This window comes from Streptomyces sp. TAA040 (assembly GCF_000424845.1).
In genome coordinates, this window is record NZ_KE384254.1 from 163,040 (window position 1) to 181,469 (window position 18,430).

General features: G+C 74.9%; 17 protein-coding genes, 1 tRNA gene and 1 pseudogene. 15 read left to right on the forward strand and 4 right to left on the reverse strand.

What is annotated here, in order from left to right:
• Positions 1 to 26: 26 nt before the first annotated feature.
• The 3 genes and pseudogenes from H300_RS28770 to H300_RS0122520 all read left to right on the forward strand — a co-directional run bounded on the left by H300_RS28770 (position 27) and on the right by H300_RS0122520 (position 2,239).
• Positions 27 to 1,075, forward strand: a pseudogene (locus tag H300_RS28770) (glycerophosphodiester phosphodiesterase family protein).
• A 50-nt stretch (positions 1,076 to 1,125) separates the two neighbouring features.
• Positions 1,126 to 1,644, forward strand: a complete 519-nt coding sequence (locus tag H300_RS0122515; protein ID WP_028429176.1) for a sigma-70 family RNA polymerase sigma factor — start codon at positions 1,126 to 1,128, stop codon at positions 1,642 to 1,644.
• Positions 1,645 to 1,735: 91 nt separating this feature from the next.
• Entirely contained in the window at positions 1,736 to 2,239 is a 504-nt protein-coding gene (locus H300_RS0122520; RefSeq protein ID WP_028429177.1) for a GNAT family N-acetyltransferase, read from the forward strand.
• Between the two features lie 69 nt (positions 2,240 to 2,308).
• On the opposite strand, the gene H300_RS28775 is transcribed toward H300_RS0122520, so the two are convergent.
• On the reverse strand, positions 2,309 to 2,782 hold the full coding sequence (locus H300_RS28775) for a hypothetical protein (protein WP_486584012.1): 474 nt from the start codon (positions 2,780 to 2,782) through the stop codon (positions 2,309 to 2,311).
• Complete coding sequence (locus H300_RS0122530) at positions 2,775 to 3,143, reverse strand: hypothetical protein (RefSeq protein WP_028429178.1); 369 nt, start codon at positions 3,141 to 3,143, stop codon at positions 2,775 to 2,777. The genes H300_RS28775 and H300_RS0122530 overlap by 8 nt, the downstream gene beginning before the upstream one ends.
• A gap of 497 nt (positions 3,144 to 3,640) precedes the next feature.
• On the opposite strand from H300_RS0122530, the gene H300_RS28780 reads away from it, so the two are divergent.
• The 8 genes from H300_RS28780 to H300_RS0122570 all read left to right on the forward strand — a co-directional run bounded on the left by H300_RS28780 (position 3,641) and on the right by H300_RS0122570 (position 14,364).
• Positions 3,641 to 4,687, forward strand: coding sequence for an ATP-binding cassette domain-containing protein (locus H300_RS28780; protein WP_051270296.1), 1,047 nt, complete (start codon positions 3,641 to 3,643; stop codon positions 4,685 to 4,687).
• Positions 4,684 to 5,355, forward strand: coding sequence for a methionine ABC transporter permease (locus H300_RS0122540; RefSeq protein ID WP_028429179.1), 672 nt, complete (start codon positions 4,684 to 4,686; stop codon positions 5,353 to 5,355). Before H300_RS28780 ends, H300_RS0122540 begins: the two co-directional genes overlap by 4 nt.
• A 68-nt stretch (positions 5,356 to 5,423) precedes the next feature.
• Positions 5,424 to 6,278 carry a MetQ/NlpA family ABC transporter substrate-binding protein gene (locus H300_RS0122545; protein ID WP_028429180.1) on the forward strand — a complete coding sequence of 285 codons (855 nt, stop codon included), beginning with the start codon at positions 5,424 to 5,426 and terminating at the stop codon, positions 6,276 to 6,278.
• A gap of 115 nt (positions 6,279 to 6,393) precedes the next feature.
• Positions 6,394 to 7,038, forward strand: a complete 645-nt coding sequence (locus H300_RS28785) for a GNAT family N-acetyltransferase (protein WP_037981578.1) — start codon at positions 6,394 to 6,396, stop codon at positions 7,036 to 7,038.
• Between the two features lie 190 nt (positions 7,039 to 7,228).
• A complete protein-coding gene (cbiE, locus tag H300_RS0122555; protein ID WP_028429181.1) occupies positions 7,229 to 8,455 on the forward strand; it encodes a precorrin-6y C5,15-methyltransferase (decarboxylating) subunit CbiE in 1,227 nt (408 codons plus the stop codon).
• Between the two features lie 284 nt (positions 8,456 to 8,739).
• The gene (gene cobT, locus H300_RS0122560) at positions 8,740 to 12,171 is read left to right on the forward strand and encodes a nicotinate-nucleotide--dimethylbenzimidazole phosphoribosyltransferase (RefSeq protein ID WP_028429182.1); all 3,432 of its coding nucleotides are present in this window, start codon (positions 8,740 to 8,742) and stop codon (positions 12,169 to 12,171) included.
• An 85-nt stretch (positions 12,172 to 12,256) separates the two neighbouring features.
• Complete coding sequence (gene cobA, locus H300_RS0122565; protein ID WP_028429183.1) at positions 12,257 to 13,477, forward strand: uroporphyrinogen-III C-methyltransferase; 1,221 nt, start codon at positions 12,257 to 12,259, stop codon at positions 13,475 to 13,477.
• 56 nt (positions 13,478 to 13,533) lie between these two features.
• Positions 13,534 to 14,364 carry a TrmH family RNA methyltransferase gene (locus H300_RS0122570; RefSeq protein WP_028429184.1) on the forward strand — a complete coding sequence of 277 codons (831 nt, stop codon included), beginning with the start codon at positions 13,534 to 13,536 and terminating at the stop codon, positions 14,362 to 14,364.
• Between the two features lie 31 nt (positions 14,365 to 14,395).
• On the opposite strand, the gene H300_RS0122575 is transcribed toward H300_RS0122570, so the two are convergent.
• On the reverse strand, positions 14,396 to 15,649 hold the full coding sequence (locus H300_RS0122575) for a serine/threonine-protein kinase (protein ID WP_028429185.1): 1,254 nt from the start codon (positions 15,647 to 15,649) through the stop codon (positions 14,396 to 14,398).
• A 227-nt stretch (positions 15,650 to 15,876) separates the two neighbouring features.
• Between H300_RS0122575 and H300_RS28790 the strand changes: the two genes are divergently transcribed.
• From H300_RS28790 to H300_RS0122595, 4 genes are all read left to right on the forward strand, one after another.
• Positions 15,877 to 16,179, forward strand: coding sequence for a hypothetical protein (locus H300_RS28790; RefSeq protein WP_051270297.1), 303 nt, complete (start codon positions 15,877 to 15,879; stop codon positions 16,177 to 16,179).
• Positions 16,180 to 16,414: 235 nt separating this feature from the next.
• The gene (locus H300_RS0122585; protein ID WP_028429186.1) at positions 16,415 to 16,633 is read left to right on the forward strand and encodes a hypothetical protein; all 219 of its coding nucleotides are present in this window, start codon (positions 16,415 to 16,417) and stop codon (positions 16,631 to 16,633) included.
• A gap of 225 nt (positions 16,634 to 16,858) precedes the next feature.
• On the forward strand, positions 16,859 to 17,890 hold the full coding sequence (locus H300_RS0122590) for a phosphotransferase (RefSeq protein ID WP_486584013.1): 1,032 nt from the start codon (positions 16,859 to 16,861) through the stop codon (positions 17,888 to 17,890).
• Between the two features lie 54 nt (positions 17,891 to 17,944).
• Positions 17,945 to 18,244 (forward strand): TFIIB-type zinc ribbon-containing protein, encoded by a 300-nt coding sequence (locus H300_RS0122595; RefSeq protein ID WP_037981584.1) that lies wholly within the window; start codon positions 17,945 to 17,947, stop codon positions 18,242 to 18,244.
• A gap of 117 nt (positions 18,245 to 18,361) precedes the next feature.
• Here the strand turns inward: H300_RS0122595 and H300_RS0122600 are convergent.
• Positions 18,362 to 18,430 (reverse strand) — tRNA-Val (locus H300_RS0122600).

The following is an 18,430-nucleotide window of genomic DNA, read 5'->3' on the forward strand; positions in this document are numbered from 1 at the left end:
CCGGTGCGGACCAGTGAGGAGGCACCGTGGGAGCACGGCAGCGACCTGGAAGACGTGCGGTACTCGGCGCGGCGGCGGTCGGAGCGGGAGCGGCAGCCCCCTCGCCGGAGCACCCGCGGCCCGGGCGGCGGGCGCGGACGGCCGCGGCCGTGCGGACCGGCTCCCGGTCCCCGCCGTGGTGGCCCACCGGGGTGCCAGCGGCTACCGCCCGGAGCACACCCTCGGCGCGTACCGCCTCGCGCTGGACATGGGTGCGGACATCATCGAACAGGACCTGGTGCCCACCCGGGACGGCGAACTCGTCTGCCGTCACGAGAACGACATCACCGGCACCACCGACGTGGCCGACCGGTCCGAGTTCGCCGACCGGCGCACCACGAGGACCGTGGACGGCCGGGTGTACACGGGCTGGTTCACCGAGGACTTCACCCTCGCCGAACTGAAGACGCTGCGGGCCACCGAGCGCATCCCCGGGCAGCGCCCGGACAACACGCTCTACGACGGCCGCTGGACGATCCCCTCGCTCCGCGAGGTGCTCGCCTGGGCGCGGGACGAGGAGCGGCGGCGCAGCCGACCGGTCCGGCTGCACGTCGAGACCAAGCATCCCAGCTACTTCCGCGGCCTGGGGCTCGGCCTGGAGGAGCCGCTGGCGGCCCTGCTGCGCCGGGCGGGGCTCCACCGCCGACAGGCCCCGGTCTTCCTGCAGCCCTTCGAGCCCGGCAGCATCCGGCGGCTGAGCCGGCTGGTGGACACCCCAGGCGTGGTGCTGCTCGGCTCGGCCGACTCGCGTCCGTGGGACTTCGTCGAGGCGGACGGCGGCCTCGGCACGCCGACCTCGCTGGTGCGGGACGCGCACGCCCGCGGCCTGGTGCTGCACCCCTACACGAGGCGCAACGAGAACGCCTTCCTGCCCACCGAGTTCCGCCGCGGCGAGGACCCGAACGCCTACGGCGACGCGTTCGGCGCCTACCGCGCGTACTTCCGCACCGGCATCGACGCGGTCTTCGCGGACCACCCGGACACCGCGCTGCTCGCCGCCGTCGACTTCCGCGAGGGCACTCGCTCGGACGGGTGAATCTCGGCTGCGGACCGAACCGCGGGCCGGACGGGCGCGTTCCGCCCGGCATGGACGTACCCGAGCGGCTCCGGCCGCTGCTGGCCGCCGAGTGCCGCGCCGAGTCGGAGCCGGACGGCGCCGACTCGGCGGACCTGGAGCAGTCGGTCTGGCTGCGCTGGCTGGAACGGGACCGAAGGCACGGACCGCCGGAGGACCCGGCGGCGTGGCTCCGCGAGGTGGTGGCCGCCGAGGCGCTCGCGCAGCGCCTGCGGGCCCGCAGGGAACCGCCCTGCGACCCGGAGCAGGCCGGCCCGGCCACGGACCCGGCCGGGCGCGTCGAACCGGCCGTGCTGGCCGCCGAGCGCGAGCGGGCGGTGCGCGCCGCCGTCCCCCGTCTGCCCGGTCGGTGCCCCGGGCTGCTGACCGCGATGTTGTCGCCGCGGGACCTCACCTACCGTGAGATCGCAGGTGAGTTGGGTATCTCACAAGGAAGCCTGGGGCCGATGCGTTCCCGTTGCCTGGGATGTCTGCGCAGAATACTGACGGCGGAGGTTGGAATCCACGGCCTCGGGGGAAGGGTGCGATAGACAACCGGCGTCACCAGGGCAGACAGCCCGTCTCCGCGCGACCCTCGTATCCGGCGCGGGCGGGCGCGAACATCACGAGAGGCGTACGCACATGGGCATGAGCGTGACCATCTCTGCGGCGGCCGAGCACGACGCCGAACAGATCCTCAAGCTCCAGTACCTCTGCTACCAGGCCGAGGCCGAACTCTACGGCGACTACCGCATCGAACCGCTCACCCAGACGCTGGAGGGCCTGCGTGAGGAGCTCTCCGGCGGCACGGTCCTCGTGGCCCGGCTCGGCGAGGAGGTCGTGGGCTCGGTGCGCGGCGTGGTCGACGCCGAGGGCACCGCGCACCTGGGCAAGCTGATCGTGCACCCGCGGATGCAGCGGCACGGGCTCGGCGGCCGGCTGCTGGCCGCCGCGGAGAACCGGCTGTCCCGTGGCGCGGAGGTCCGCCGCTTCCGGCTGTTCACCGGCCACCGCAGCGACGGCAACCTCCGGCTGTACCGCCGCTGCGGCTACGTACCGGCGGCCACCGAGCACGTCTCGCCGAAGCTCAGCGTGATCACGCTGGAGAAGGAGGCGGTGGCGCAGGCCTACGTCACCAGCGCCTGAGAACCCGCCCGGATCCCGGGCGGAACCCTCGTCAGCGGTGGTGGCGGAGCCCTGGCCGCGGCGCCCGGCTCATCCGCGCCGCCGCAACCACAGCAGTCCGGTCACCGGCAGTGCCAGCGGCAGGAAGAGGTAGCCCCGGCCGTAGTCCGACCAGACGGTCGCGTCCGGGAAGGCCGAGGGGTCTACGACCGTCCAGGTGCCGACGACCAGCACACCGGCGAGCTCCGCCGCGCAGCACACCAGTGCTGCGCGGCGGGCGTGCTCGCCGCCCCGGACGAGCGCCAGGGTGATGAACGCGTAGACCCCGGCCGCCGCCGCCGACAGCAGGTACGCCAGCGGTGCCTCGTGGAAGCGGGTGGAGAGCTGCACCGCCGACCGGGAGGCGGCGCCGACGGTGAAGACGGCGTAGAGGAAGACGAGCAGCCGTCCGGGCCCGGTCCCGATCCCGGTCCGGCGCTGTGCGCCGCCCTCCTTGGGACGGGCCGCGTCGCCCCGCTCCCGTCCCGTCCCCGTTCCGTCCGCCTCCGGTGCCCGCTCAGCCACCGCCGCCTCCCCAGATGTCGTGCAGTCGTACCTCCAGCACCGCCAGCACCACCGCGCCCGCGGCCACCGTGGCCGATCCCCACCGCGTCCGCTCGGACAGGGAGAGGAAGGCGACCGCGGGGACGGCCGCGGCGGCCCCGAGCAGGTACGAGACGAAGATCACCCCGCCCTGGTCGGGCTCCTGTCCCCGGGCGAGCGCGACGACGCCGACCACGAGCTGCGCCAGTGCCAGCACGGTCACGACGGCCATTCCGGCGAAGTGCCAGTCCTTGGTGGGCTGGTCCCGGTAGGCGGCGTACCCGCACCAGGCCGCCAGCAGCAGGGCGGTCGCGGCGACCGCGACCGTCAGCGGGGAGAACATGCCGGCGACTTTACTGCGGCCCTTCCTCCGAGCCGGGACGGACCCCCGCCGGCCCGGCACCGCACGGCCCGTCCGGGGTGCCGCGCGCTGTGTACGCGGCCCGGTGGGGCGACGGCCGCGGCCGGGGCCCGCACCAGGCTGAGCAGCGCGAGGCCGGGGGCAGCAGTGCCGCCGTCCGTCATGCGGACATGTGTGCCACCTGTTGGGACGCACCGGGGTATGTCTGATTGACTGGGCGCATGAGCACCACACGCATCCGAATCCGCGCGACCCGGGCAATGACCGTGCCTGTCGCCCGCGGTACGTGTCGGATGCGCCGAATGTGCGCCCTCTGAGGGTCCCTCCCGAGCACGCTCGCGCCCCGAAGCGAGCATCCCGCCGCCGCAGCGCGGAGCGCCGACGCGTTCCCGGCCGCGCGGACCCCGCTCACCGCACGCAACGCCCTGTGCTCGGCGCCGCCCTGCGCGCCGCGCACTCAACAGTGACGGAAACACCCAGTGATCACCACCACGGACCTCACCAAGGTCTACCGCACCCGTGACCGCGAAGTCACCGCCCTGGACGGCGTCGACCTGCACGTCCGCGAGGGGGAGGTGTTCGGTGTCGTCGGACGCAGCGGCGCCGGCAAGTCCTCCCTCATCCGCTGCGTGAACCTGCTCGAACGGCCCACCTCGGGCACCGTCGCCGTCGACGGCCGGGACCTGACCGCGCTGGCCGGGACCGGCGACCGTCCCGGACGTGCGCTGCGCGCAGCTCGCAGCGGCGCCGGCATGGTCTTCCAGCACTTCAACCTGCTTTCCTCCAGGACCGTGCGCGGCAACGTGGAGCTGCCGCTGGAGATCCTCGGCCTGACCCGGCACGCCCGTGCCCGCAAGGCACGGGAACTGCTCGACCTCGTCGGGCTCGCCGACAGGGCCGAGGCGCACCCGGCGCAGCTGTCCGGCGGTCAGAAGCAGCGCGTCGGCATCGCGCGGGCCCTGGCCGGCGACCCCAAGGTGCTGCTGTCCGACGAGGCCACCTCGGCGCTCGATCCGGAGACCACCCGCTCGGTGCTCCGGCTGCTGCGCGACCTCAACCGGCAGTTGGGGCTCACCGTGCTGCTGATCACCCACGAGGTGGAGGTCGTCAAGAGCGTCTGCGACTCGGCGGCCCTGATGCAGGGCGGCCGGATCGTGGAGTCCGGCACGGTGCCCGGGCTGCTGCGCACCCCCGGCTCCCGGCTCGCCGCGGAGCTCTTCCCGCTCGGCGGCAGCCCTTCGGGGCCGGACCGGACCGTCGTCGACGTCACCTTCCACGGCGACACCGCCGCCCGGCCCGTCGTCTCCCAGCTCGCCCGAACGCACGGTATCGACGTATCGATCCTCGGTGCGGCGATGGACACCGCCGGGGACCGGCAGGTGGGCCGGATGCGGATCGAGCTGCCGGGGACCTTCGAGGACAACGTGGTGCCGATCGGGTACCTGCGTGAGCGGGGCCTGACCGTCGACGTCACCGCGGTGGCCTCCGGCACCACCGCCGACGCGGTCGAGGGGGTGGCGAAGTGACCTGGGACCGGATGCAGCCGCTCCTGCTCCAGGGCAGCGTCGACACCCTGTACATGGTCGGCTGGTCGACGCTGTTCGCGGTGCTCGGCGGCCTCCCGATCGGACTGCTGCTCGTGCTGACCGACCGCGGCGGGATGCTCCGCAACGCCCCGGTCAACCGGGTGGTCGGCGCGGTGGTGAACCTCGGGCGGTCGCTGCCCTTCGTGATCCTGCTGGTCGCGCTGATCCCGCTCACCCGCCTGCTGGTGGGCACCTTCATCGGTCCGACCGCGGCCGTCGTCCCACTGGCGATCGGCGCTGTCCCGTTCTTCGCCCGGCTTGTGGAGACCGCCGTCCGAGAGGTCGACCACGGCCTGGTGGAAGCCGTCCAGGCGATGGGCGGCGGCACCCGAGCGGTCGTGTCCAAGGCGCTCCTCCCGCAGGCGCTGCCCTCCCTCGTCGCCGGGCTGACCACCACGGTCATCGTGCTGATCGGCTACTCGGCCATGGCCGGTGTCGTCGGTGCCGGCGGACTCGGCAACCTCGCCCTCACCTACGGTTACCAGCGCTTCGAGACCGCGCTGATGCTGGCCACCGTCGCCGTCCTGGCCGTCCTGGTGACCGGCGTCCAACTCCTCGGCGACACCACCGTGCGGCTTCTCGCCCGTCGGCAGCGCGGCGAGGCCTGACAGCGCCCCGGCACCTCCCCGACCCCGGCACCCCCACACCACCCCGGCACCCGAAAGAGACACTCCTCGTGCGCATCTCCCTCACGACCACCGCCGCCCTGGCGGCCGGCACCGCACTCGTCCTGGCGCTGACCTCCTGCGGCACCGACTCCGATCCCGGCTCCGGCACCGGGGCCGCCGACGGCAGCGGTGCGCTGACGGTCGCCGCCTCGCCCGTCCCGCACGCCGAGATCCTGGAGTACGTCCGGGACCACCTCGCCGAGGACGCCGGACTCGACCTCGACGTCAAGGTCTTCAACGACTACGTGCTCCCCAACACCGCCACCGAGAGCGGCGAGGTGGACGCCAACTTCTTCCAGCACCAGCCCTACCTGGACGACTTCAACGACAAGAACGGCACCCGCCTCACACCGGTCGCCGAGGTGCACCTGGAACCGCTCGGGCTCTACTCCGCCTCCCTGGAGGACGCCGGCGACATCCCCCGCGGCGGTACGGTGGCCGTCCCCAGCGACACCACCAACGAGGGCCGCGCGCTGAAGCTGCTCGCCGACCGGGGGGTGATCGAACTGGCCGACGGCGTCGGCGCGAACGGCACCCTCGACGACATCGCGGACCGCAAGGGCCTCGAGTTCGAGGAACTGGAGGCCGCCACCGTTCCGCGGGCCCTGGACGAGGTGGACGCGGCCGTCATCAACGGCAACTACGCCATCGAGGCCGACCTGGAGCCGGCCGACGACGCGCTGGCGATCGAGGGCGCCGAGGACAACCCCTACGCCAACCTGCTCGCCGTCAAGGAGGGACACGAGCAGGACCCCGACGTGCGCACGCTGGCCCGGCTGCTCACCTCCGAGGAGGTGAGCGCGTTCATCGAGGACGAGTACGACGGCTCGGTCGTCCCGGCCTCCGGGACGACGGCCCCCTGACGTGGTGGTTGCGGGGCGGCGGCGGGCCGGTGCCCCGCCATCCGAGCCCGGCGCTGTCTGCCGGCCGTTCGATGCTGCATGCTGGGCACTTGACCCCCTTGGCATGGAGCGGCACATGACTTCCACCTTCCCGGACGTTTCGATCAGTACCGAGCGGCTCGTACTGCGCCCGTTCCAGGAAGAGGACGCCCCCGCCTTCACCGAGATGATGAACGACGAGCTGGTCGTCGCCTGGACGGGCGCCCCGGCGCCCTACTCCGAGGCGGATGCCCGGGAGTGGATCGCCCGCGGGGCGCCGGCCGAACGGACCTCGGGACGCGGCATCGCCTTTGCGGTCGCCGACTTCCTCACCCAGCAGCTGGTCGGGTCGCTGCAACTGCGCAGCACCGACTGGCGCCACCTCTCCTCGGTCGCTGCCTACGCGACCGCGCCCTGGGCCCGGGGCGAGGGCTACGCCTCCGAGGCCGTGCTGGCCGTCGCCAACTGGCTCTTCGAGGACCAGAAGTTCGAACGACTGGAGCTGCGCACCGCGGCCGGCAACACGGCCGCGCAGCAGGTCGCCCAGAAGCTCGGCTGCCTCAGCGAGGGCGTGCTGCGCAACGCGTGGATAGCCAGAACCCGTGTGGAGGACGGCAGTTGGACAGACGTCAGGACAGACCTGATCGTCTGGAGCCTGCTCCCCGAGGACTTCGACGCACCGCTTGACGCCGTCGCCGGCCACGCGTACGCGGAGTACGCCGGCTGGCCGCAGCGGCGCTGACCGCCGCAGTCCCCCACCCGCCGCTCCGGACCCGAGGCGCCTGCCGCCGCACGGCCGCGGCGCGGTGCGGCGGCAACTCCCGCCGCACCGGCGCCATCCGGCCCGCCCGGGGTCCGCGCACCCCCCGTCGCTCGGGTAATCTCACTGGCGTCCCACCTGCGATCTGCGACGTACCGGGAGAAATCAGCCGATGGCCGACCGCGTGACCGTGATCGGCTGGGACGGTTCCCCGCTGAACGACGTCGCCCGGGGGGCGCTCGGTGCCGCCACCCTGGTGGCCGGCGCCGCACACCACCTCGCCCTGCCGGAGGTCCCGCCGGAAGCCGAACGCGTCCGGCTCGGCAGCGTCTCGCTCGCCGCGCGCCGGATCGCCCGGCACCGCGGCACCGCCGTGGTGCTCGCCGACGGCGACCCCGGCTTCTTCGGAGTCATGCGCACTCTGCGGGCGCCCGAGCACGGCTTGGAGGTGGAGGTGGTGCCCGCGGTCTCCTCCGTCGCCGCCGCCTTCGCCCGCGCCGGAATGGCCTGGGACGACGCGCAGATCGTCGTCGCGCACAGTCGCACCCTGCGGCGCGCCGTCAACGTCTGCCGGGCCCACACCAAGGTCGCGGTGCTCACCTCTCCGGGGGCGGGGCCGGCCGAACTCGCGTTGCTGCTCGACGGCGTGCACCGCACCTTCGTCATCTGCGAGTCGCTGGGCACGGCGCACGAGCGGATGACGGTGCTCACCTCCGACCGCGCGGCCGATCACGTCTGGCGGGAGCCCTGCGTCGTGATCGTGGTCGGCGGGCAGGGCGCCGGCGCGCCCTCCGGCACCGCGCAGGGCAGCGGATGGCTCGCCGCCCGGCACCCCGGCTACCCCGATCGGCCACGCGGCTGGGCGCTGCCCCCGGCGCCGCGGTCGGCCACGGACGACGAGCCCGTCGGCGAGTCGGCCGTGCTGCGGGCCGCCCAACTGGCCCGGCTCGGCCCGCGCATCGGCGACCTGGTCTGGGACATCGGCAGCGGCAGCGGTACCGCGGCGGTCGAGACGGCCGGGTTCGGCGCCGCCGTCATCACCGTCGACCGCAACGCCGAGGCCTGCACCCGCACCGAGGCGCTGGCCCGTTCCGCGGGGGTGCAGGTCCAAGTGGTGCACGGGGGCGCGCCGCAGGTCCTGGAGGACCTTCCGGAGCCCGACGTCGTACGGATCGGCGGCGGCGGCCTCCGTACCCTGACGGCCTGCACCGACCGCAGGCCGGAGCGCATCGTGACGCACGCCACGACCCGCGACGAGGCGGAGGCGACGGGCCGCGCGCTGGGGGAGGCCGGGTACGAGGTCGAATGCGCCCTGCTCCAGTCCGTCGAGCTCGACACCGAGCAGTGGGCCGAACGCGACCGGGTCGTCGTTTTCCTGCTGTCGGGTATTCGGGTGTGATCTGTCCTGGGACGAAGCACGACCAACCGGTATCAGTCGTGCCCCCGTGGCCTGCGCCGGAGCGCCCGCCGGGTAAGCTGATGGACTGTTGTGCAGTCACCCGGGATTGACGTTTTGTCGTCATTTCACGGGTGGCGCCGGTGGTGGACGTGCCGCGCACGCGGCCGACTCGTTGTTCAGGTGAGGACGCGCGGGAAGGGCACTCCTTCCGTCCAACGGCCGCACCACACGTGAGCGAGCACCGCCGGGCTGAAGGGAGCATCACCGATGTGCGAGGGGTACGCATGACTGACACCGGCCAGGTCCCGGGCGAGGGGCAGCCGGAGAACGCAGGCGGACAGCCGGAACAGCCGGGCGTCCCGGCTCCCGGTGCGTACCACTTCGCGGAGCCGGCGGGTGAGGCGGCCGCGGCGTACTCCGCGGCCGACGAGGACGACCAGTTGCTGATGCCCGGCTCCCGCGGGGCCTGGGGGGAGCCCGCCCCGCAGACGCCGTACGCACCGCACCCGGCGCAGGAGCAGCCCCGGACCGCCGAAGCGACCCACCTGCCCGAGCACGCCGCCGCCCCGGGCTCCGCCCCCGCCGACCGCGGCGCGGCACGCGCTCCCGATTCCTCCGCGACGCAGGCGCCCGCCGCACCGCGCCGACCGCTCCACCTCGGCCCGCCGGTGCCCGAGCAGTCCGGGGCGGTGCGCTCGCTCGCCGACCGCGGGCCGACCACGCCCACCCCGCCTCGCGGCGTCTCCACCAGCCACCGTGCGCACGCTGCGGCAGCCCCCGGGCAGCAGGCGAACGGACCTGAGTACCTGGACACCGACCGTCGGCACGGTAGCGCCCCCGCGCCGGAGTCGGAGCTGCCCGGGCCGCAGCTCGGCGCCCTGCCGCCGCTGCCGGAGAGCAGTTGGCCGGCGCCCGCCGCCCCCGGTGGAGAGGCGGTCGAGGCACGGCGGCAGTACCCGGAAGCGGTACCGGCGTCGGGCGGCGCCGCACTCCCGGCCGAACCCCCCGCTCCGGAGCCCCCCGCCGCCGGAGGGGCGCCGCGCTCCGCCGTGCCGTCCGCCCCGCGGACCCCGGCCCCGGGAGCCCCGGAGCCGGCAACGGCCCCGGAGCCCTCGGCCGGGGGTCCCGTCCCGCATGGCTCTGTCGCGACGTACGCCGCCGAGAGCCCCGAGCGCTCCGCTGCACCGCAGCCGGCCGCCGCGGAGGGCGACGCCTCGGCGGACGGCGGGGAGCCCGGGGAGGGAGAGCCCCTGCCGGTGCAGGACCGCGAGGCCCTCCTCCCGGCGCAGGTGCCCGCACCCGAGCGGGTGCTGTCCGAGGCGTCCGTGCCACCGGCCGCCGCCGAGGAACTGCCCGTGCAGCCCGCACCCGGGCCGTCGCCCGAGGCGCTGGCGGACCCCGTCGCACCGCCGCAGCCGGAGGCCGCCGCGGCTCCCGAGGTGGTAGCACCCGTCGATCCGGCCGCCCAGCCGCCCGTCGACGCCGCGACTCCGGAGGGCGCCACCGGTCCGGAGGTCGCTACCGGTAGCGACAGGCACGCCGTCCCCGCCCCGAGGGCCGCGGAGCCCGAGCCGGAGGCCGTCGAGGTAAGCGTGACGGAGCCCCCGCCGGGCGAGGCCGCACCGGAGCCCGCCGCCGGGCCCGCGACGCCGCCGGCCTCCGCGGACGCCGACGTCGCGGCGTTTCCGGGACCGTCGGAAGCCCGTGCCGCACCGCCGCAGCCCGACCCCGTCGCACCGCCGCAGCCGGTCGCCGTCGGGCGGACCCCGTCGTACGAGGCCCCGCCGCCTCCCGGGAACGGCCCCGCCCCTGTCTCCGAGCCGGCCCCCGCTCCCGAAACGGAGGTCGCAGCCGATTCGCAGCCGGGCCCCGAAGCGGCGCCGGGCGTCCCCGAGCCGACCCGGCCGGGCCCCGCCGCGGACGCGCAGCCCGACGCCCACCCGGAACCGGGGCGGCAGCCGCCGGCCGCGGAGCCGGGAGGCCCGCCCGCTCCCGGGTACCCGGACGCCGACCGGGAGGCGCTGCACCGCGTGATGCGCGAACGCCGCGACATCCGGAACGGCTTCCGCCCGGACCCGATCCCGCACGAGGTCCTCCTGCGGGTGCTGGAGGCCGCGCACACCGCGCCGAGCGTGGGCCACTCCCAGCCCTGGGACTTTGTGATCGTCCGTTCGGAGGAGACCCGGCGCACGATGCACGAGCTGGCCGTCCGGCAGCGGGACGCGTACGCCAAGTCACTGCCCAAGGCCCGGGCCAAGCAGTTCAGGCAGCTCAAGATCGAGGCGATCCTCGACACCCCGGTCAACATCGTCGTCACCGCCGACCCCACCCGGGGTGGGCGGCACACCCTCGGGCGGCACACCCAGCCGCAGATGGCGCCCTACTCCTCCGCCCTCGCGGTCGAGAACCTCTGGCTCGCTGCCCGCGCGGAGGGCCTCGGTGTCGGCTGGGTCAGCTTCTTCGACGAACGGGAGATGGTCCGGACCCTCGGGCTGCCCGAGCACCTCGAAGTGGTGGCCTACCTGTGCGTCGGCTACGTCGACGCCTTCCCCGACGAACCGGAGCTCGTCCAGTCCGGCTGGTCCAAGCGCCGCCCGCTCTCCTGGGTCGTGCACGAGGAGTCCTACGGCCGCCGGGTGCTGCCCGGTGCCGAGCCGCACGACCTGCTCAGCGAGACCCTCGGCGGGATTCGCCCGCTCGACGCCAAGGCGCTCGGCGAGGCGTGGGAGCGGCAGAAGCGGATGACCAAACCGGCCGGCGCCCTGGGCATGCTGGAGATCATCTCCGCGCAGCTCAGCGGACTGGCCAGGAAGTGCCCGCCGCCGATCCCGGAGCCCGCCGCGGTGGCGATCTTCGCCGGCGACCACGGGGTGCACGCCCAGGGCGTCACCTCCTGGCCGCAGGAGGTGACCGGGCAGATGGTCGCCAACTTCCTCGGCGGCGGAGCGGTGTGCAACGCCTTCGCGAACCAGGTCGGTGCGGAGGTGTGCGTGATCGACGTCGGTGTCGCGGGCGAGCTGCCCAGCACGCCCGGACTCGTGCCGCGCAAGGTCCGGCCGGGCACCGCCGACTTCACCACCGGCCCGGCGATGAGCAGGCAGGAGGCCCAGCAGGCCGTGGAGGTCGGCATCGAGACCGCCCGCGACCTGGTCTCGGCGGGCAACAAGGCCCTGGTCACCGGGGAGATGGGGATCGCCAACACCACCGTCTCGGCCGCGCTGGTCTCGGTCTTCACCGGGGCCGATCCGGCCGAGGTCACCGGCCGTGGCACGGGGGCCAACGACGAGATGCACGCCCACAAGGTCGACGTCGTGCGGCGCGGTCTGGAGCTGCACCGGCCGGATCCCGCCGATCCGCTCGGGGTGCTGGCCGCGGTCGGCGGTCTGGAGCACGCGGCGCTGGTGGGTTTCATCCTCGGAGGGGCCTCGCTGCGCACCCCGGTCGTGCTCGACGGGGTCAGCGCCGGTGCCGCCGCCCTGGTCGCTCGGGCGATCGCCCCGGAGGCGCTGGCCGCCTGCATCGCCGGCCACCGCAGTGCGGAACCCGGCCACGTCGCCGCCCTCACCAAGCTCGGACTGCGGCCGCTGGTCGATCTCGACCTGCGGCTGGGCGAGGGCACCGGCGCGCTGCTGGCGCTGCCCGTGGTGCAGAGCGCAGCCCGCGCCATGCACGAGGTCGCGACCTTCGACGCGGCGGGCGTGACCGGGAAGAACTGAGTCACCGCCCGCCCCCTACAGTGCTCGTACCAGCCGCTCCGGCGCCGCAGCGGCTCAGTATCCCCGCCCGAGGAGCCGCATCGCCATGCCGGACATGCCCGCTTACCCCGTCGGACTGCGTCTGGAAGGCCGCCGTGTGGTCGTCCTGGGCGGTGGCACCGTCGCCCAGCGCAGGCTGCCCACGCTGGTCGCGGCGGGCGCCGAGGTCGACCTGATCGCCCCGGAGGCCACTCCCTCGGTCGAGGCGATGGCCGACGCCGGGGAGATCGGATGGCAGCGGCGCGGCTACCGCGAGGGAGACCTGGAGGGCGCCTGGTACGCGCTGATCGCCACCAGCGATCCGGTGGCCAACGCCTCCGCCTCCGCCGAGGGAGAGGCCCGCCGGATCTGGTGCGTGCGCAGCGACGACGCGGAGGCCGCCACCGCCTGGACGCCGGCCACCGGACGCAGCGAGGGCGTGACGGTGGCGGTGCTCACCGGCCGCGACCCGATGCGCTCGGCGGCGGTGCGCGACGCGGTGGTCGAGGGCCTGCGGAACGGCAGCCTCCCTGCCCCCGCCCACCGGACCCGTGCCGCGGGGGTCGCCCTGGTGGGCGGCGGACCCGGCGACCCGGATCTCATCACCGTGCGCGGCCGGCGGCTGCTGGCCGAGGCCGACGTGGTGATCGCCGACCGGCTCGGACCCCGCGACCTGTTGGACGAACTGCCACCGCACGTCGAGGTCATCGACGCCGCGAAGATCCCCTACGGCCGCGCGATGGCCCAGGAGGCGATCAACAGCGCCTTGATCGAGCACGCCGAGGCGGGTCGGCAGGTGGTCCGGCTCAAGGGCGGCGACCCCTACGTCTTCGGCCGCGGAATGGAGGAGCTGGCCGCGCTGACCGAGGCGGGCATCGCGGTCACGGTGGTGCCGGGAATCTCCAGCGCGATCAGCGTGCCCGGCGCCGCCGGCATCCCGGTCACCCACCGGGGGGTGGCGCACGAGTTCACCGTGGTCAGCGGTCACGTGTCGCCCGACGACGACAGTTCGCTCGTCGACTGGACGGCACTGGCCCGACTGCGCGGGACCCTGGTACTGCTCATGGCCGTGGAACGGATCGGGGCCATCGCCCGTACCCTCGTCGAGGGCGGCCGCGACCCCGGCACCCCGGTCGCCGTCATCCAGGAAGGCACCATGGCCGGCCAGCGCAGGGTGGACGCGACGCTCGCCACCGTGGCCGAGCGGACGGCCGAGGCCGGCGTCCGGCCGCCCGCCGTCGTGGTGGTCGGCGAGGTGGTCGCCGTCGGACCTGCGGCGATCGGATGACACGGACGCGCGGCCGGAGGGCGCCGGGCGACCCAACGAGAGGGCGGGACGGCGCCGTGGGCGAGACCCTGACCATCGACGATCCCGGGGACCCCCGGCTGGGCGACTACACCTCGCTCACCGACGTGGCCCTGCGGCGCCGCCGGGAGCCGGCCGAGGGGCTCTTCATCGCCGAGGGCGAGAAGGTCATCCGCCGCGCCCTGCGAGCGGGCTACCGCATGCGGTCCATGCTGCTCTCCGCGAAGTGGCTGCCGGTGATGCGGGACGTGGTAGAGGCGACTTCCGCCCCGGTGCACCTCGTCGAACGGGAGGTCGCCGAGCAGGTCACCGGCTACCACGTGCACCGTGGCGCGCTGGCCTCCATGGAGCGCAAGCCGCTGCCGCCGGCCGGTGACCTGCTGGACCGGGTGTGCGGTCCCGACTCCCGTGCCCCGCGGCGGATCGCGGTCTTCGAGGACATCGTCGACCACGCCAACCTCGGCGCCGCCTTCCGGAACGCGGCCGCACTCGGAGTTGACGCCGTCCTCCTTACCCCGCGCTGCGCCGACCCGCTGTACCGGCGGGCGGTGAAGGTCTCGATGGGCGCGGTGCTCCAGATGCCCTGGACCCGCTTGGACTCCTGGCCCAGGGAGTGCGCGCTCTTCCGCGCGTGCGGGTTCACCACCGCCGCCCTCTGCCTGGCCGAGGACTCGATCTCCGTCGACGAGCTGGCCGCCCGTCGTGACGAGCGGCTGGCACTGCTGCTCGGTACCGAGGGGGACGGGCTGTCGCAGGCGGCCCTCGACGCGGCCGACCTGCGGGTGAGCATCCCGATGGCCGCCGGGGTGGACTCGCTCAACGTCGCGGCGGCCTCCGCGGTGGCCTTCCACCTCACGCGTCCCCGCTGACCTCGCGAGCGACGGCGCCGTGCCCGGAAGCTCAGCTCCCGCCCGCAGCCGGGAGCTGAGCTGCCGGGGCGGGCCGGACGGAGTCGGTGGGGGCAAGCCCGTTCGCCGGGCCCTCGCAGCCCTGCGCCGCGGCAATGCCCAGCGCCACCAGCAGCGTCACCGTCACGAACACCACCAGCCGCTGCCGCAGCAGCCGGCGGTTCGCCTCCGGGTCGGCCCGGCGGCCCGCCGTCCGCGGTCCGCTGCCCCGGCGCTCCGGGCTTGGACGCCGGGCCCGGCTCCCGGTGCCCCGGGTGGGGCGACGGGGCCTGCTGCCGGAGGGCGCCGGCCTGGGGGTGGAGGCGCGGGACGCGTGCGGCGCCGTGGCGGGAGGCAGGAGGCGCGACCGCTCGGTGGACGCGGCACCCGCCCCCGCATCCGTCGCGGCGCGGCCCCGGGCAGCCGTGCCACCCTCCGGCAGCCCCCTGGCCTCGCGCGCGGCGATCTCCTTCAGGCGCAGCGAGAGCTGTAGGGTGCTCGGCCGCTCCTCGGGGTTCTTGGCCAGGCAGGCGTGCACGATCGGGGCCAGCGCGGCGGGAACCGTGTGCAACTGTGGTTCCTCGTGCACCACGCGGTACAGCATCACCTCGGAACTGCCGTGCCCGAACGGGGAGTCCGCGGTGGCCGCGTAGGCCAGGGTGGCCCCGAGCGAGAAGACGTCGGTGGCCGGCGACACCGTCGCCCCGCGCACTTGCTCCGGGGCGAGGAACCCGGGGGAGCCGACGGCGGTGCCGACGTGGGTGAGCGTACTGGCACCGGTCGCCCAGGCGATGCCGAAGTCGATGATGCGCGGCCCCTTGGGGGAGAGCAGGATGTTGGACGGCTTGAGGTCCCGGTGGACCACCCCGGCCTCGTGCACCGCCAGCAGCCCCTCGGACAGGGCCGCGCCGATTGCCGCCACCTGGGCCGGGGGCAGCTGGCCCCCCTCGTTCACCTTGTCGTGCAGCGAGGGACCGGGGACGTACTGGGTGGCGAACCAGGGGCGGTCGGCGTCCAGATCGGCGGCGACCAGCCGGGCCGTGCAGCCCCCGCGGATGCGCCGGGCCGCGGAGACCTCACGGGCGAAGCGGGAACGGAACTCCTGGTCCTCGGCGAGATCGGGCCGGATCACCTTCAGCGCCACCCGCTGCCCGCGCCGGTCCGACCCGAGGTACACGACCCCCATGCCGCCCGCGCCCAGTCTCCGGTGGAGCTTGAACGAGCCGACGACTCGCGGGTCCTCACGCCGGAGCCGCATCATCGTCATGTCCTTCCCCTACCTCCGGTGGGGAGGCCCCACTTCGCTGCCCGTCGTCTGACGTCCACAGCTTACGGACTGCCGCGCCCGCGCGCCGAGAGGCCGCGCACACGGTGCCGGACGGGTTGTCAGTCCCCGGTGGGATGCTGGGAAGCAGTGAGGGGGCGTCCACCCGCAGCAGTGGACGTCCGCACACTCGTACCCCAACAGGCCCTGCTGCACAGAGGAGTGACGCAGTGAAAGGTGACTGGGTGGAGATAGTGGTGGACGCCGGCGACTCCGTACGGAGCTACGAGATGACGGCCGGGCGGGCGGGCCGCCGAGTGGAGACCCAGGTGCGCAGGGGAGTGGTGGAAGTGAGTGAAGTCACCCGCAGCGGAACCGTGGTGCGCACCGCACGGTTCATGGCCAACCGGGTGCTGGCCCTGGTCGAGCACCCGATGCAGGTGCCGGGCCCGCAGTCCGGGGCGTCCGCCGCTTCGCGCGGCGGTGCCGCGACCGCGCCCGGTGGACCGCCCGGCGGTGGTCTGGCGGCCTGACACCGGGGCAGGCGGGGCGGCCCCTGGGGGATGTCCCGGTGGGCGGCGCGCCGGATGTCCACCCAAGGGAGTACCCGGCAGTCTTCCTCCTCATCCTGGGGGATGTCCGGGGTCGGTCCGCGGGCATGACGCCCGGCGGTTCGCCGGAGCCTAGTGTCGAGGTCAAGCGGCGGGCGAAGCACTCGTCCCCCGAGAGCAACCGCCCGCCGCCCCAGATCACGACAGGAGTTCCACGATGGCGCACACCGCAGGCCGTACCGCGCTCCGGACCCCGGGCCGCGTCACCGGGTTCCTGGCCGGTACCCCCGGCGGACCCGTGCCCTCCGGCCGCCGGCACCCGCTGGTCGCCGTCGCGATGGTCCTGCCGTTCGCGGTCCTCCTCGCCGTCCTGTTCGGCGGAGTGGAGTCCGTGGTCACCCAGGCTTCGTCCGTGGCGGGCATGCTGGGTGGCTGAACCGGCCCTGGTCCGGGAGAGCGGCCCGGACCGAGCATCCGTCATGAGCCCCGTGAGGACGGGGCGCGGCGAACGCGCGAAGCCCGGACACCTGGGGAGCTGTCCGGGCTTCGCGTCGTCCGGGCCCTCCCGCCGGGCAACCAGCGCCGCAGTGGGGCCCGTTGCCCCGAAACCGGCCGCATGGGCGGCACGGGCCCGCGCGGGGCGTCCGCTAGCATCCCGGCAGTGCGAACGTCGTGCGGACCACCGGAGGCCGTCGCCCCGGAACACGGAGGTGAGCGGGTGGAGCCCGCACTGGCAGGGCGTTTGGCGCAACTCGCGGGCGCCGGGCCGGGGCAGCGGCCGCACTTGCTCGCCGACCGGCCGGACGCCTTGGTCGTCCGCAGCGGACCGGTCGTCGTCAAGGCCCATTCCGCCGCGAGCGACCTCGTCTCGCTGCGGCAGCGGGTGCGGCTCGCCGCACGGCCGGAACTGCGCCGGGCCCTGCTCACGCCGCTGCCCTGCCCGGGCCCCGGCCCGGACGGCCTGGTGGGCCTGCTCCCCGGCGGCCGACCGGTGACCCGCTGGCCGTACGGGGCCCCGGTGGACCCGGAGCGGCCCGACCGGGCGCCCTGGGCGGAGGCCGGGGAACTGCTCGCCGCCCTGCACCGGGCGCCCGTCGGGATGTTCGCCCCGGGCACGCCGCGGATGCGGGGACCGCGGAAGGCCGCCCGCGCGCTGCGCCGCATGCGCCGCAGCGACGCCCCGCGGTCAGCCACCTCCCCGGTGGAGGCCGCCTGGCGAGGGCTGCCCGTCTGGGCGCGCGGCGAGTCCGCGCCGGTGCCGCGGGAGGGGCGTGACGACCGCACGGCTTCCCGGCCCCTCGCCCTGTGCCACGGCGACTTCCACCTCGGGCAGCTGGTGCGCCACCCGGCGGCCGGCGGCCGGTGGCGGTTGATCGACGTGGACGACCTCGGTCTCGGCGACCCGGCGTGGGACCTGGGCCGCCCCGCCGCCTGGTTCGCGGCAGGGCTGCTGCCGGCGGAGGACTGGGAGCGCCTGCTCGGCGCCTACCGGGCGGCCGGCGGCTGCGCCGTCCCCGCGACGGGCGACCCCTGGCCCGCGCTGGACGTGCCGGCCAGGGCCCTCACCGTCCAGGGCGCCGCGACCGCCGCCGCCAAGGCGTCGGAGGAGGGCCGGGCACCGGACGAGAGCGAGCAGGCGCTGCTCGACGGCTGCCTGCGCATTGTCCAACTCTGCGCGGGCCGGGGCACGTAGGCTGAGATCCGGGCCGGACGGGCCGGTCCGTGGCCGCGAGGAGAGATACCGACGATGCAGTGTCCCAAGTGCCGTGCAGTGATGCACACGTACAACCGTGGCGGGGTCCAGATCGAGCAGTGCAGCGGGTGTCGCGGGATCTTCCTCGACTACGGCGAGCTGGAGTCGCTGACGAGCATGGAGGCCCAGTGGTCCCAGCAGCCGCCGCCCGCCCCGCAGCCCTACCCCTCCGGCCCCGGCGCCCGCCCGTACGCCCCCGGGCCCGCCTGGGGCGCCCCGCACCACGGCGGGCACGGCGGCCACGGCCACTACCGAGGCAAGAAGGGCTTCGGCCGGATGCTGTTCTCCTCCTGACGGACCCGCCCCGCCGCTGACGGACCCACCGCCCCGGCGCCGACCCGGGCGCGGAAGCACAACGTGCAGCGGGGCCCGATCGCCGTGACGACCGGGCCCCGCTGCGGTGCTCTGCTGTGGACGATACTGGGATTGAACCAGTGACCTCTTCCGTGTCAGGGAAGCGCTCTCCCGCTGAGCTAATCG